Source organism: Phyllobacterium sp. TAF24, assembly GCF_052113785.1.
Taxonomy (GTDB): Bacteria; Pseudomonadota; Alphaproteobacteria; order Rhizobiales; family Rhizobiaceae; genus Phyllobacterium.
Genome location: NZ_JBFRDN010000003.1, coordinates 1 through 13,735, shown reverse-complemented (window position 1 = coordinate 13,735; position 13,735 = coordinate 1). Strand labels below are relative to the sequence as shown.

Sequence of the window (13,735 nt, the reverse complement as noted above, 5' to 3'; positions counted from 1 at the left end):
CCATGCAAAAACCGGTACCATTGATCGAGTTCCGTGGAGTCACCAAGAGTTACGGAGAAGGTGAGGCGGCCGTTCATGCGCTGGCGGGCGTTGACTTTGCTATTGAGCGGGGTGATTTCGTTGCGATCATGGGGCCATCGGGCTCCGGTAAGTCCACAGCCATGAACCTGATTGGCTGCCTTGATCGGCCAAGCACCGGGCAATATCTGTTTGGTGGCACTGGCATCGACCAACTTGACCGGCATCAGCAGACAACGCTACGGCGGGAACTGCTGGGCTTTGTCTTTCAGGGCTTCAACCTTCTGCGCCGTACATCTGCGGTTGAGAATGTCGAACTGCCGCTGATCTATCGTGGCATGGGCCGCGCGGAGCGTCGGGAGCGGGCTTTGGAGGCTCTGCGGCAGGTGGGTCTGGCAACCCGTGCCAGTCATGTGCCTTCTGAACTGTCAGGTGGCCAGCAGCAGCGTGTGGCCATAGCGCGCGCCATTGTCACCAATCCGCAGGTGCTGCTCGCCGATGAACCCACCGGCAATCTCGATACGAAAACCAGTGCCGAGATCATGGACGTTATCTCCGGTTTCAACAGGAATAATGGCATCACTGTCATCATGGTCACCCATGAACCCGATATTGCTGCCTATGCCCGGCGTATAATCCGCTTTGTCGATGGTCACATCCAGAGCGATGAACGCAGACAGGATTTATAACAATGCTGATCGAAGCGTTCCGGCTGGCACTGCATTCCATGTCACGCAATATGATGCGTTCGTTCCTGACGATGCTGGGCATAGTCATTGGCGTTGGTGCGGTAATTGCCATGGTCACCGTCGGCAATGGCACGCGGCAGCGGGTCACGGGTGAAATTTCAAAGCTTGGTACCAACCTGCTTTTTGTGTCGCCCGGCAACCCGGAGCGGCGTTCAACCCTTGCACCACGCACCTTTGATGTCAGGGATGTTGACGCGATCCGCGATCAGATTCCAGGCATTGCGGCCGTCGCCCCCTTCGGTCAGGTGTCCGGCACAGCCATCCGGGAGGGCAATAGCCGGACTGTATCGGTTATTGGCTCAACCAATGACTTTTTCACCACGATGAACTGGCAGCTGGCATCTGGACGCAACTTTCTGGAATCAGAAGAGCGCAGCGGTCGATCCGTCTGTATTATCGGTGGAACGGTGCGAAAGGTCCTGTTCGGAGATACTATTCCGGATGGGGACCGTATTCGCGTCAACCGCATTTCCTGCGAGGTCATAGGCACGCTGGTTTCCAAGGGCAAAGCCATTGACGGGCAGGATCAGGACAACATGGTTCTTATCCCTTTCCGCATGTTCCAGCGCCGGATTGCCGGTTCAACCGATGTGTCGTTGATCACCGTTTCGGCCAAGGATGGCGCGACGGGCCCGGTCAAGACCGCACTTGAGGACCTGTTCAAAGAGCGGCGCAAGATCCGTGAAACGGGTGACCGGGACTTTGAAGTCACTGATCTCAGTCAGATACTTGGAATTGTTTCCATGACGACGGTTATTCTGACTGGACTCCTTTCTTCTATTGCGGCGGTCAGCCTGCTTGTCGGCGGTATCGGCATTATGAACATCATGCTGGTTTCGGTGACGGAGCGAACGCGCGAAATCGGTGTGCGCCTCGCCATTGGTGCGACGGAACGGCAGGTTCTGACCCAATTTCTGGTGGAGGCTATCGTCCTGTGCCTGATTGGCGGTCTGATCGGCATGATCATCGGTCTGGTGCTCGCCTATACAGCGGTCAGCCTGATGAGCGTACCATTCGTGGTTGACCCGTCCATTGTCCTGATCGCATTTGGCTTCTCGGCCCTGATCGGTGTGATTTTTGGTTATTTCCCGGCACGTCGCGCTGCACGGATGAACCCGATCGATGCCCTGCGCTATGAATAATCAATTAAAGTGATGATGACCTAAATATTTAACTAAAATAAGGTGATCAAATACAGCCAAAAACATACGGTTAAAACAAAGTGGTTCAAATTTAATAGTAAAGACGAATGATAACAATTTATTAGTAAACAATTGCACGTCTGATAATAATGATAGCGCTGACTTACTTAACCGGGAGGACATTCAGATGTTCGGAGATCTTCTTAAGCACCTTCTTGAAGCTGTCGTTAACCTCATTGCAGGTTTACTCGGTAGTTTGCCTATCTAAGATATTTCACCCGGATGCTCATTAAAGAGCATCCGGGTGTATATATATTTAAAGTTGCTTATACTGAAGTATAAATTTATACATAAATACATTAACAATAGAAAATTTTACTGACAAATATTCCAGCAAAAATTAGCATCAATGTGATGCGATATCTGAGCGATCCACTCCGTCTAATCTTTCTGACATCGTGGGGGAAATAGCCGGTCTGCACGGCCTTAGCCCAAGTGCGAACGGAGAGAAAACAGTCTTTAGGGCGGGCAGAGACTGATGGGCGGGATCGCCGCCGGCGCTGCAAACCATTTTCTCTCCGAACAGCGCCCATCACGGATAGGCACTTCTACACCGCAAGCATGTGAACGGGACTAGTATCCACATTCTCGCGCAGTGTAGTCCGGGCACGACCCCGGCAATGTGTCTGCCGGGATCGTGCTTTATTGCTAGAACCGGTAGTTAAGACCGGCCTTGAGTTCATGGCTTCCAATGTCGGTTTCGCTACGGCCAAGAGCCGTGGTCGCCTTCACATTGGGTGTGTGGATGTAGTTGTATTCAATCTTGGCTGAGAGGCCGCCGGCGAATGCCTGCTCGACACCGCCGCCCACGAGGTAACCGGTCTTCCAGCTGCTGGTGTCGCGCACCTTGTCACCGGCGTCGAATTTGGTCAGGGCCACACCGGCGGTACCAAAAACGAGTGTCTGATTGAATGTCAGACCGGCCTTGGCCTTTGCCGCAGCGCGCCATTTTTCTTCTATCTTGCCACCGCGCACCTTGTGTTCAGCGCCACCGAGATAGGAACCTTCAAGTTCAGCACCGAGAACAGCCGGGCCCATCTGGACGTTGTAGCCGCCCTGGATACCACCGCTCCAGCCGTTTCTATCAGCAAAAGGGTTGGGCATCTTGGTGAAGGCCGTACCACCATGGGCACCGATGTAAGCGCCGCTCCAATCGAACGCGGGTGGATCGTTGTAGACAGGGGCCGGATTGTAATAATCGGCTGCCATCGCCGTACCGGTTGTAAAAGCCAGCAGCGCAAACACGCCAGCCAGCAAGACAGTCTTTCTTTGAGAGGACATTCGCATTACTCCAAACATACAAGCGCATGATCCACCGAACTGTCCGGCGACATGTTGCGCGGTTCAACTCCCGAGAGCCTGATACACTTGGGCTGATCACGCTCTGATACAGATGTCTTCCGGCGCGATGATCGCCTGATCTATGAGCTGGCCACCGAAACTGACGCAAAACCCTTGCAATCGACCACCCCACTTCCTGCGAAATCTATAGCGCCGGAAGACATGGTTTATTTTGCAGTCGAAGATTGCCCCCACATTGCATAAATCTGGAAATTTAGGGATTTTATTATATATTTCAATAATTTATAGTATTTTTGTTTACGGATTTTTAAGGAATTTGATTAGTCTAGCTTCACTGTGGGACTGGCATGCCGAAGCAGGTGCCACCACTCGCGTCCTTGCCTTGCATGGTCTTAGTCGCGGGTGACAGATCACGCAAATTGGGAGAAGGCGAGCCGTTACTTGCTCTGCGCTTCATAAATATAGATCGTGGACTTGTCATCTTCGGGCATGAAGTAGGCTTTCAGCCCTTTGTCTGCGGGTTCGATCCAGAAGGGGTTCTGGGTCATGGGCAGCCCTGCTTCCGTCCAGAGTTGTACGGGAACCTGATAGACAGGCTGATTGGAGGCAAGGTTGACGATCTCAAGCCCGCCCAGCGAAAATTTGGGACCGTCCTTCTTCGTCTGGTACGCAGTCAGCCCGCCGCACAGCATTTCGCTTGCGCCGAGATATTTGCAGTCCTGATAATCGATGTAGTGCGAGGGATTGAGCTTGGCCAGCTTTGTCCGCTCCACATCAGCGTTGGTGACATTGCCTGCGCTGTCCAGTTGGAACGCATAGAAGCGCCGTGATCCCCAACTGACCGCATTGAGCGTCTTGTTCTCGGTGTCGTGAATAACCCCGCCGAGGTGATCCTTGTAACGGAACACTTCCTGCGGTTTCATGGTCTTCGGATCGACTTTATAGATAATGGCGGCGCTGTTCGGCCGGTATTCCGCGACGGGAACAAAGATCGAGGTACCATCAAAGTCGATCCCACCGGGGTGATAGATCGATCCTTCACCCAATGCGAGGTCCTCAAGCAGATTGCCCTTGGCATCCACTTTGAACAGATGCCCCTTGCCTTCACCCGTATCCCGGTCATAGCCGTCGCGCGGTTGGTCATATTTGGTCGTGGGTTTGGTGATTTCGACGGAGGTTATGTAGAAGACATCACCGATTTTTACCATTCCCTGTGGATGGAAGGTCGGGAAATTCAAGGTGATCTGCTCAACCGGCTTCCAGACGGTATTCCTGTCGAATGTCTTGAGACGCTCGCTGATCGTACGTCCAGATTGAATGATTTCAGCGTTTGCGGATGAACCGGCAATCACCGTGAATATGGTGATTGCTATGGCAAGTGTGTTTCGCAATGCAGACATGATGTCATCCTCCGGCAAGATTGTGCTTCAGGCCTAGCGTGTCACGATGACAGGGGCGTGAAGCACCTATCCCCGACCCATCACATAAAACTCGTCGTTGGGGCGCATGTCTGTTGCATTGGCGAGGCGATTCGACATGGCAAAGAAAGCGGAGATTGCCGCAATGTCCCACATATCGTCCTGAGAAAACCCGTGTGCTTTCAACTGCTCGTAATCGGCGCTCTCGACCTTGTAGGCTTCCACGGAGACCTTCATGGCAAAATCCAACATCGCTCTTTGCTTGGGCGTAATATCGGCTTTGCGGTAGTTGGTTGCGATCTGGTCGGCGATCAGTGGGTTCTTGGCGCGGATACGCAGGATCGCGCCATGGGCAATGACGCAGTATTGGCACTGGTTGGCGGCGCTCGTCGCCACCACGATCATTTCCCTTTCGGCCTTTGTCAGGCCGCCGGGCTTGTCCATAAGGGCATCATGATAGGCGAAAAAGGCGCGAAACTCGTCCGGACGATGTGCGAGCACCAAAAAGACATTCGGTACGAAACCGGACTTCTCCTGTACGGCGAGTATCCGGTCGGCGATGTCCTGCGGCAGTTCAGTAACGGAGGGTATCGGGAAACGGCTGATGGATGGGGTTGACATCGTTGTGGCCTCTCCAGGGCTTAACGCGTCTTCCTTACCTCGCAAACCGGGCCCCTGTCCGGATGGCGTGCATCCGAGTCGGTGCAGGCCGCATCATACCGGAATGTGTCATAGTAGACACCGCCGGCACATCCTGTCAGCAGGGGAATTGTTACAATAAGAGGCAAAAATGCCGGTCTGAAATATTTCAAGGTGTGATGGTTCATTTTCGTCTCATCGCTCCTATATATACCCTGTCATATCTGACACAGTGGCGTAACAATCCACTGATATTCTTTAGGAATTGGTCGAGTTAACATTCCGAGAATTACAGTATTGTACAGAGATCTGGTGCCTAAATAAGGCATGTTCGGACGCAGCTTTACGATCACGTTTTATGTGATTGCAGATAAAAGGCTTGATCCAGCAGGATGGACGTATAAGTTCTGCCTTCCGATTTGTTAACCAACCATTCACGTTAGGAGCAAAGCGATGAGCACAACCGTCGGCGACTATTCATTGCCAGAAGCCATTTCCACGGCGATAGCCAATGGTACAAACATTGTTAGGGCGTTCCGCGAGCAATTCGGATATTCCGTAGAGGATCTGGCCGTTGCGTGCGGTCTTACGACCCTCGAAATTGATACAATTGAAAGCGGTCAGAATTCCGACCCGACTAAATTGGAACGCATTGCCCATGCCCTCGGGCTGCCGGCAAATGCTATGACGCCTGAAGTTTCAAAGCGTCTAAGTGCATGAGATAATTGATTTATTTAAATCAAAAAATCACAAAAGACTGCCAGAGCTATATCCCAACTCTGGCAGTCTTTTGATTCGTATCTACTGAATTTTACAGGCAGAGCAGCGTGCGTGTCAGCGCATGATCCGCATCGGCAAGGCCGTCGATCACGTTAAAATGGTGCTTCTCCGGCTCCACCACGGCATTCACATCACACTCGAAGCCTGACCAGATATTGGCCAGCAAGGTGCTCTGCCGGATGAACTCCGGCCGTTCTGCACCACCAACCCATGCCGTGATGTCAACGCCTTCCTGCGGCTCAAGCAGGGAAGGGCTTTCAAGGCGCGCTTCCACAGCGTCGAGATGAAACGTTTCATTCATCCGGGTCTTCATCAGAGGGCGCAAATCGCCAAGGGTAGATATAGCCACCGTCTTGCGGATGCGGTGGCGAATCGGCTGGCTGAGCGGCGAGGTGAAACACGCCATGCGCGCCACCAGATGCCCGCCCGCCGAATGTCCCGTTAAATGAACAGGCCCCGGAACCTCCGCAGCGGCGTGGGTGATGGCAGTGGCGATCTGCACGGTAATCTCACTGATACGCGCCTGCGGACAAAGCACATAGGACGGGATGGCCACGGCAAATCCGTGTGCGAGCGGGCCCTTTGCCAGATGTGACCAGGTCGATTTGTCGAAACTCATCCAGTAGCCACCATGCACGAACACGACGAGGCCTTGGACTTCACCGCGCGGCATGAAGAGATCGAGAGTGTTGCGCTCATGCGGGCCGTAGCTGATATCCGCCCGCAGGCGGCCAGCGGCAGCTATTTCCGCTCGAAATTCGGCGGCCAKGCTCTTCCATCGGGGCGGGAAGTCATTTCCACCCGGAATATAGGCGCCATTGGAGTAAGCAGCATCCCAGTCGAATTTCTTCGTCATATCCGTAACAGTCCCCCTCCAATCCGGCCGTCGCGCGGATCAAGCCTGTTTGCTCCAGATTAGCAGAGGCCGGGCGCGGATCAAAATCTCCGTCCCGACAAATGCGGGCCTGTTATTCCCGCACCTTTTCGCGAATTTGCGTGCCTCCGCCGGATTTGCGCAGGTTTGGCAGAGCCAGCATGAGCAGAACGAATGCACCCGTGGCAAACTTCAGATCAGCAGGCGCCAATCCGAGTGTCAGACAGAAGGAAATCAGCTGATAATAGACAATCGAGCCAACCACCGGTGCCATCACCTGACGCAGGATCGATTGCCGCCCGGTGACAGCCTCACCGATGATCAGAGCTGCAAGGCCATTGATCAGGATGCCAAAACCCATATTGACGTCCACAAAGCCTTGAGTCTGCACCATGATGCTGCCGCCGGTCGCTGAAAGCGCGCTTGCTGCACCAACGCCCAATATGGTGGCGATGCCGACATTGATACCCTGTGCCTCGGCCATGTCAGGGCTTGCTCCAACCGCGCGCATAGACGTGCCTTTCTCTGACATGAAGAAATACAGCATGGCGCCGACGACCAGCGCAATCAAAGCACCGACGATCAGAATTTTGACCCAGGAAACATTGGCCGATGATCCTGCCAGAATGGTGAAGACCGTGTCATAGGTGAAAAGCGGGATATTGGTGCGGCCCATGATGCGCAGATTGATGCTGTAGAGCATCGTCATCACAAGAATACCGGCCAGCAATGTGTTGATCTTGAAGCGCAGATGGATGAACGCGGTCGTACAGCCCGCGAGAAAGCCGCAGATCAACGCGACGCCGCAGGCAAGGAATGGGTTAACCCCCATGGTAATGAGCGTGCCGCAAACGCACCCGCCCAGCGGAAAGGCGCCTTCCGATGTCAGGTCGGGAAAATTCAGGATGCGAAATGGCAGCATGACACCAAGCACCACGAAGGCAACGATGAGGCTCTGGGCGATGGTAACAGGAATGAGGGCGTAGAAGCTGGTGAGGGTGCCAAGAATATCCATAGTACTCAACTCCCCTGCAACGCGATGGCGTCGGACTTGGTGTGAAACCGGTCAATAAGATCAGGCACCGTGATGCCGCGCTTTTCTTCCGGTCCGATTTCAAGCAACACCTTGCCTGCGTCCATCATGACGATCTTGTTTCCGTATTTGATCGCATGATCCATATTGTGCGTCACCATCAGCGTGGTGAGGTGCAATTCCTCGACGGCCCGCACTGTCGTATCCATAACCAGTTTGGCCGTGCGCGGGTCAAGCGCCGCCGTATGCTCATCAAGCAACAGAAGTTTCGGGCGTGTCGAAACCGCCATCACCAGTGACAATGACTGGCGCTGGCCGCCGGACAGGAGCCCAACCGGCATATCCAGCCGGTTTTCAAGACCAAGATTGAGTTCCGACAACTGCTCGCGATATTTTGCCCGGCGGTTCGCCGTCAATCCGTAGGAGAACCCGCGCGGTTTGCCGCGCAGTTCCGCCAGAAGCATGTTCTCGCCAATCGTCATGGTGGGCGCGGTGCCGATCATCGGGTCCTGAAAGACGCGGGCGATGAACTGGGCGCGCCTGTGGGCGTTCAGCTTGGTAACATCCAGGCCGTCAATCTTGATGCGCCCGGAATCGAGCGGCAGCTTACCGGAGACCGCATTGAGGAAACTGGACTTTCCGGCGCCGTTGCTGCCGATGACAATGCAGAAATCGGCAGGTTTGAGCGCGATGTTCAACCCATCAAGCGCCCGGCGTTCATCCGGTGTGCCGCGATAAAAAATCTTTGTGCCGCCTGTGACGGCAAGCATGTCGGTAGTCATGTTTGAGCCCCTCAAACCGAAGCTTATTGCTCCGTGTCAAAAGTTCCTGCGCCTTTTATGGCGCAGGAACTATATGTTTGCAGACGATAGGAGAAGGCTTATTTGACGAAACAGCCGCAATCTTTGAAAGTATCCGGAACTTTTTGTCCGGTTTTTGCCAAAACCTTCTCGTTGATCAGCGCCGTATGATCCTCATAGGACGGCTTGATCGGTGCGAGGCTGGCAGGTGACTTTCCGGCAATGATCTCGGATGCAAGCTTGGCGGCGTTCTGTCCGACCTTGGTATAGGACACTTCAAACGCTGCAGCGACAAGGCCATCACGCACAGCCTGCGCCGATGCGTTGACGATGGGGATGTTGATGTTGAGCGCTGCAGCGGCAACAGCAGGAACAGCTGGCTGTACGAGGTTTGATGCCGGCACGTAAATGACGTCGGCCTTGCCTGCGAGCGAGCTGACACGGATCGGAATGTCGTTGGTGTTATCAAGGCCGACTTCGACAACCTGCAGGCCCTGTGCGGCGGCAGCTGTCTTGATCAGCTTCAAAACGGCAACGTCATTGTCTTCGCCGGGATTGTAGAGATAAGCGAGGCGCTTTGCATCAGGCAGCAGCTTTTTGATGAACTTGACGACCGAATCCACATCCTGCAAATCGGATGCGCCGGTCATGTTCTTGTCGCCCGCTTCCCAGGAAGGGGTGAGCTTGGCAACGACAGGGTCAGTCACAGCAGCGAAAACAACCGGGGTGCCGGTGTTGCCGACGATCTGGCGCGCGCCCTGCGCCACTGGCGTGGTGACGGCAAGAATCAGTTTTGGATTGGCCGAGGTCAGCTTGGTGACCATCTGCGGGATGAGTGTTGCGTCGAAATTGACCTGCAACTCATCGAAAACCGCATCGGCGATGCCGAGCTTGACCAGTTCAGCCTTGAATGCCGTGACGGTTTCATCGAGCTGCGGATGCTTGCCGAACTGCGCAATGCCGATTTTTGTCTCTGCATAGGCTGCGCTCAGCCCAAGCGTCATTCCCAGTGCTGCAGCAAGCGCTGTCCGCACGACGTATTTTGCACCGATCATTTATTGTTCTCCACTTTTTGTTGGCTTTTTATTGGCCTCGCCTCCTCAGGCTTGAAAATAATATAACAAACGTGAAATGATATACAAATAGAAAATGGCAAAGGCCGAGGGAACACAATGGCCGAAAGCATCAAGTCTGAAAACCTTTATACAGCGTTGCGCTCGCGCATCCTGAACGGGGATTTGCAACCGGGGCAATCCCTGCGTCTGCGCGCACTCGCCGCGGAACTCGGTAGCAGCGCGACGCCGGTGCGGGAAGCGCTGAATCGTCTGCAGGCCGAAAGTTTTGTGACAACCGAGGCGAACAAGGGCTTTCGGGTGGCTATCGTCACACTGGAGGAGTTGCAGGACCTTGAAGCAGCGCGCTCTGTCATTGAAACGCAACTGCTCGTCAGTTCCATCGAGAATGGCGATCGTAACTGGGAAGCCACTCTCGTCGGCGCGCATTACCGCCTGTCGAAATGCGATGTGCCCAATTCATTCTCGCAGTTCGAGGCGATTGATATCTGGGATGCAGCCCACACGGAATTCCATATGGCACTCATTGCGGGGGCCTCATCCAAGTGGCTTTTGAATTTTGCCCAGCAACTGCATGCGCAACTGCATCGCTATCGCCGCCATATCATTCTGCGGATTGATCATCTGACCCGGGCTGCGCAGGAAAACAGCGACAAGTCGCTCGGCAATCTTTCCCGCGAAGCCTTGGGCATCGATGCGCATTCAGCCCTGATGGAAGCCGCGCTTGCCCGTGACAAGGTCAAGGCTGAGGCATTGATGCTTGATCATGTCCGCCTTGCCAAGGATGCCTTTGTGAAACTCGCCAAAGCCAGCGGCATTGCCGGCTTTGATACCGCTGCCTGAAAACCAAAGAGACAATGACGATGACACGAATCGACGCGACGCATCAGGACGAAACGGACACTTTGCGGCATTTCCGGGAGCGGTTCGAACTGCCTGAAGGTGTCATCTACCTCGATGGCAACTCCCTCGGCGCTTTGCCCAAGACCGTAAAGGCCCGGGTTGCCAGGACCATCAGCGAAGAGTGGGGCGAGCAGCTTATCCGCAGCTGGAATACGGCGGGTTGGGTTCACCTGCCGCAACAGGTTGGCGGCAAGATTGGCCGTTTGATCGGTGCGCAGGACGGGAGCGTCGTATCGGCTGACAGCACCTCCATCAATCTGTTCAAGGTGCTCTCTGCGGCGCTCGGTCTCAATCCCGGACGGAGCAAGATTATCTCGGAGCGGGAGAATTTCCCGACCGATCTTTATATTGCGCAAGGCGTGGCCAAGCAGATCGGAAAGGATCACCGGCTGATGTTATCAGAAAAACCCGCTGATATTCCGGTGATGCTTGATGAGGACGTGGCCGTGCTGATGCTGACCCATGTCAACTATCGCACCGGGTATCGGCACGATATGGCCGAAATGACCAAGGCGGCGCATGAAAAGGGCATTCTGGTCATATGGGATCTGGCGCATTCGGCCGGTGCCATGGCGATTGATCTGGCGGGAGCCGGTGCGGATTTCGCCATTGGCTGCGGCTATAAATATCTGAATGGCGGCCCCGGCGCCCCGGCATTCCTCTACGTCAATCCGCGTCATCAGGGCGGGTTCCGCCAGCCCTTGTCCGGCTGGTTCGGGCATCGTGCGCCCTTCGCATTCGAAGCGGCCTATGCGCCATCGAACAGTATCGACCAGTATCTTTGTGGCACGCCGCAGGTGCTTGGCATGGTGGCGATGGATGAGGCACTTGCCCTGTGGGACGAGGTCGACATGGACGCATTGCGGGCAAAATCCATAGCGCTTTGCGATTTCTTCATTCAGGAGGTGGAAGGATTTGCCGGTGAGTTCGGCCTGAAACTGGTCACGCCTCGCAACCCCGAGCAGCGCGGCAGTCAGGTTTCCTATTCATGCGATAATGGCTATGCCATCATGCAGGCACTGATTGCGCGCGGTGTTATCGGCGATTTCCGCGCCCCTGACATTATCCGCTTTGGCTTCACGCCGCTTTATCTAAGCTTTGCCGAAGTGTCTGAAGCCGTTGGTATCCTCAAGGAAATTCTCGCAACACGCACATGGGATGCTCCAGAATATAAGGTGAGGGGAGCCGTGACATGAGCCGCACGCCTTACAATCCGGAGACCGAGGGCGCGCAAATGTCGTTTGATGGGCGCATGTCCTATGGCGACTATCTGCGCCTCGACAAGATTCTCACGGCACAATCACCACTCTCCGATGCCCATGACGAGATGCTCTTCATCGTTCAGCATCAAGCCTCGGAAATCTGGATGCGGCTTGTGATCCATGAGCTGATGTCCGTTTGCGAACACCTTGCGAAGGACGATCTTGCGCCATCGTTCAAGATGCTGAGCCGGGTGTCGCGTATTCTCGATCAGTTGAATTCCGCCTGGGATGTGCTCAGAACCATGACCCCGAGCGAATATACGACGTTTCGTGAAGCGCTTGGCATGTCCTCGGGTTTCCAGTCGTTCCAGTACCGTGCAATCGAATTTTTAGCGGGGAACAAGAACGCCGCCATGATGCGTCCGCATGCACACAAGCCCGATATTCATGCGTGGCTTGATGGTATTCTGCATGCACCCAGCATTTACGACCAGTCGATCCGCCTGCTGGCGCGCAAGGGCTTTGCCATCGACAAGGCTATGCTCGAACGGGACTGCTCTTTGCCCTATGAGGCCAATGACAGTGTGCGGGATGCCTGGCTTGCAGTCTACCGCTCACCCGAAACCCATTGGCCGCTCTATGAACTTGCGGAAAAGCTTGTTGATTTCGAGGACTACTTCCGGCGATGGCGATTCAACCATGTGACCACGGTTGAACGCATCATTGGCTTCAAGACAGGCACCGGCGGCACATCTGGCGTCAATTATCTGCGCAAGATGCTGGATATCGTGCTGTTTCCTGAATTGTGGAGCATGCGGACCGAGCTCTAGGCCGGTCCGCCGGGCTTATGCGGCGTATTTGTCGATGGCAACGCAATCCATCGCCGACTTGGCGTGGATGTGGTTGCTGTGGGTAAAACCATGTTTGGCAATGGCAGCAAGATCATCATCAGGCATAATCGGCCGCGACCACCAGTTGTCGTTGAGAACCCAACCCTTGGCTGTAGCGCTTTCAACTTCCTGACTGTCGGGACGAACAACGCATGATTCATGCATAATCCGCGCATTGGGAGACCGCTTGTTCATCAACCTGCGGCCTTCGGCGAGCGCTGTTGCCTCGTCGTCGGCAATGACAAGCTGATGAAACAGATGGCGTGTCTGTTTATACTTGGTCAGATAGGCAAATTTGACTTGATACGCTGGCACTGCATTCTCCTGCACCAAAGACTCAGTCGTTAACCAATTATTAATATTGGCGCTTGACACGGTTTTTTCAAGGAGATGCAGGTTTTATACAGATTTATTTGCATGGGATTATTGTTGCCCACGCTTTCATCAAGTCTTTGTTTTGCAAAGAGAAAGTGAATTTATTCCATACTCGCAATAAAAAGCCGCCCTGATCTTGGACCAGAACGGCTCAATAGTGGCGTCATCTGGCTTGACCCGAATCAGCCATAAACAAGCTTGTCCTGCCGCTGTCTGAGTTCGACGATCTTGGAGCCTGCGATGGGTGCAGCATTGGCGCTGGTGATGAGTTCGCCTTTGGCAATGGGTGCCGTCACTGTGCCGCCCTGCAGAAGGCCGCAGGGGATTGCCTTGGCATCGCGGGCCTCCTGCGCCGTCATGATCCAGGCGCGGTAGCAATATTCGCCGATCGCATCGAGCTTCTCGCCAACCTTGAGGTCCTTTTTGGCAACCGCACAGACTTCCGCCACGGGCTTGGACAGCGGCACCATATCAGCC

The 13,735-nt window shown here is 54.4% G+C and carries 14 protein-coding genes and 1 pseudogene; 6 read left to right on the top strand and 9 right to left on the bottom strand.

Translation table 11 applies throughout. The features are described 5' to 3' along the window. The first annotated feature begins 2 nt into the window (after positions 1 to 2). Positions 3 to 707 (top strand): ABC transporter ATP-binding protein, encoded by a 705-nt coding sequence (locus AB4Y96_RS03580; protein WP_091883198.1) that lies wholly within the window; start codon positions 3 to 5, stop codon positions 705 to 707. A gap of 2 nt (positions 708 to 709) precedes the next feature. Beyond that, a complete protein-coding gene (locus tag AB4Y96_RS03575; protein ID WP_441915691.1) occupies positions 710 to 1,909 on the top strand; it encodes an ABC transporter permease in 1,200 nt (399 codons plus the stop codon). A 708-nt stretch (positions 1,910 to 2,617) separates the two neighbouring features. Here the strand turns inward: AB4Y96_RS03575 and AB4Y96_RS03570 are convergent. The 3 genes from AB4Y96_RS03570 to AB4Y96_RS03560 all read right to left on the bottom strand — a co-directional run bounded on the left by AB4Y96_RS03570 (position 2,618) and on the right by AB4Y96_RS03560 (position 5,310). Next, positions 2,618 to 3,250 (bottom strand): outer membrane protein, encoded by a 633-nt coding sequence (locus tag AB4Y96_RS03570; RefSeq protein WP_441915690.1) that lies wholly within the window; start codon positions 3,248 to 3,250, stop codon positions 2,618 to 2,620. A gap of 458 nt (positions 3,251 to 3,708) precedes the next feature. Then, complete coding sequence (locus tag AB4Y96_RS03565) at positions 3,709 to 4,671, bottom strand: DUF6454 family protein (protein ID WP_441915689.1); 963 nt, start codon at positions 4,669 to 4,671, stop codon at positions 3,709 to 3,711. 66 nt (positions 4,672 to 4,737) lie between these two features. After that, positions 4,738 to 5,310: a peroxidase-related enzyme gene (locus AB4Y96_RS03560; RefSeq protein ID WP_441915687.1), complete on the bottom strand. Its 573-nt coding sequence runs from the start codon at positions 5,308 to 5,310 to the stop codon at positions 4,738 to 4,740. Between the two features lie 471 nt (positions 5,311 to 5,781). On the opposite strand from AB4Y96_RS03560, the gene AB4Y96_RS03555 reads away from it, so the two are divergent. Further along, positions 5,782 to 6,048, top strand: coding sequence for a helix-turn-helix domain-containing protein (locus AB4Y96_RS03555; RefSeq protein ID WP_091882948.1), 267 nt, complete (start codon positions 5,782 to 5,784; stop codon positions 6,046 to 6,048). Between the two features lie 91 nt (positions 6,049 to 6,139). Here AB4Y96_RS03555 and AB4Y96_RS03550 read toward each other — a convergent pair whose 3' ends face one another. From AB4Y96_RS03550 to AB4Y96_RS03535, 4 genes are all read right to left on the bottom strand, one after another. Next, a complete protein-coding gene (locus tag AB4Y96_RS03550) occupies positions 6,140 to 6,964 on the bottom strand; it encodes an alpha/beta hydrolase (protein ID WP_441915685.1) in 825 nt (274 codons plus the stop codon). Between the two features lie 112 nt (positions 6,965 to 7,076). Continuing rightward, a complete protein-coding gene (locus tag AB4Y96_RS03545) occupies positions 7,077 to 7,997 on the bottom strand; it encodes an ABC transporter permease (RefSeq protein WP_441915684.1) in 921 nt (306 codons plus the stop codon). A gap of 5 nt (positions 7,998 to 8,002) precedes the next feature. Next, complete coding sequence (locus AB4Y96_RS03540) at positions 8,003 to 8,785, bottom strand: ATP-binding cassette domain-containing protein (RefSeq protein WP_091883196.1); 783 nt, start codon at positions 8,783 to 8,785, stop codon at positions 8,003 to 8,005. A 110-nt stretch (positions 8,786 to 8,895) separates the two neighbouring features. After that, complete coding sequence (locus tag AB4Y96_RS03535; protein ID WP_091882940.1) at positions 8,896 to 9,870, bottom strand: ABC transporter substrate-binding protein; 975 nt, start codon at positions 9,868 to 9,870, stop codon at positions 8,896 to 8,898. Between the two features lie 117 nt (positions 9,871 to 9,987). Here AB4Y96_RS03535 and AB4Y96_RS03530 point away from each other — a divergent pair, with 117 nt between their 5' ends. From AB4Y96_RS03530 to kynA, 3 genes are read left to right on the top strand one after another with little or no spacing between them, the layout of a single operon-like run. Further along, the gene (locus tag AB4Y96_RS03530) at positions 9,988 to 10,731 is read left to right on the top strand and encodes a GntR family transcriptional regulator (protein ID WP_091882937.1); all 744 of its coding nucleotides are present in this window, start codon (positions 9,988 to 9,990) and stop codon (positions 10,729 to 10,731) included. A gap of 14 nt (positions 10,732 to 10,745) precedes the next feature. Next, complete coding sequence (gene kynU, locus AB4Y96_RS03525) at positions 10,746 to 11,987, top strand: kynureninase (protein ID WP_441915682.1); 1,242 nt, start codon at positions 10,746 to 10,748, stop codon at positions 11,985 to 11,987. Then, positions 11,984 to 12,823 carry a tryptophan 2,3-dioxygenase gene (gene kynA, locus AB4Y96_RS03520; protein ID WP_091882934.1) on the top strand — a complete coding sequence of 280 codons (840 nt, stop codon included), beginning with the start codon at positions 11,984 to 11,986 and terminating at the stop codon, positions 12,821 to 12,823. Before kynU ends, kynA begins: the two co-directional genes overlap by 4 nt. Positions 12,824 to 12,838: 15 nt before the next feature. On the opposite strand, the gene AB4Y96_RS03515 is transcribed toward kynA, so the two are convergent. Continuing rightward, positions 12,839 to 13,198: a hypothetical protein gene (locus tag AB4Y96_RS03515; RefSeq protein WP_091882930.1), complete on the bottom strand. Its 360-nt coding sequence runs from the start codon at positions 13,196 to 13,198 to the stop codon at positions 12,839 to 12,841. A gap of 242 nt (positions 13,199 to 13,440) precedes the next feature. Next, a pseudogene (locus AB4Y96_RS03510) lies at positions 13,441 to 13,735 on the bottom strand (homoserine dehydrogenase); the annotation flags it as partial.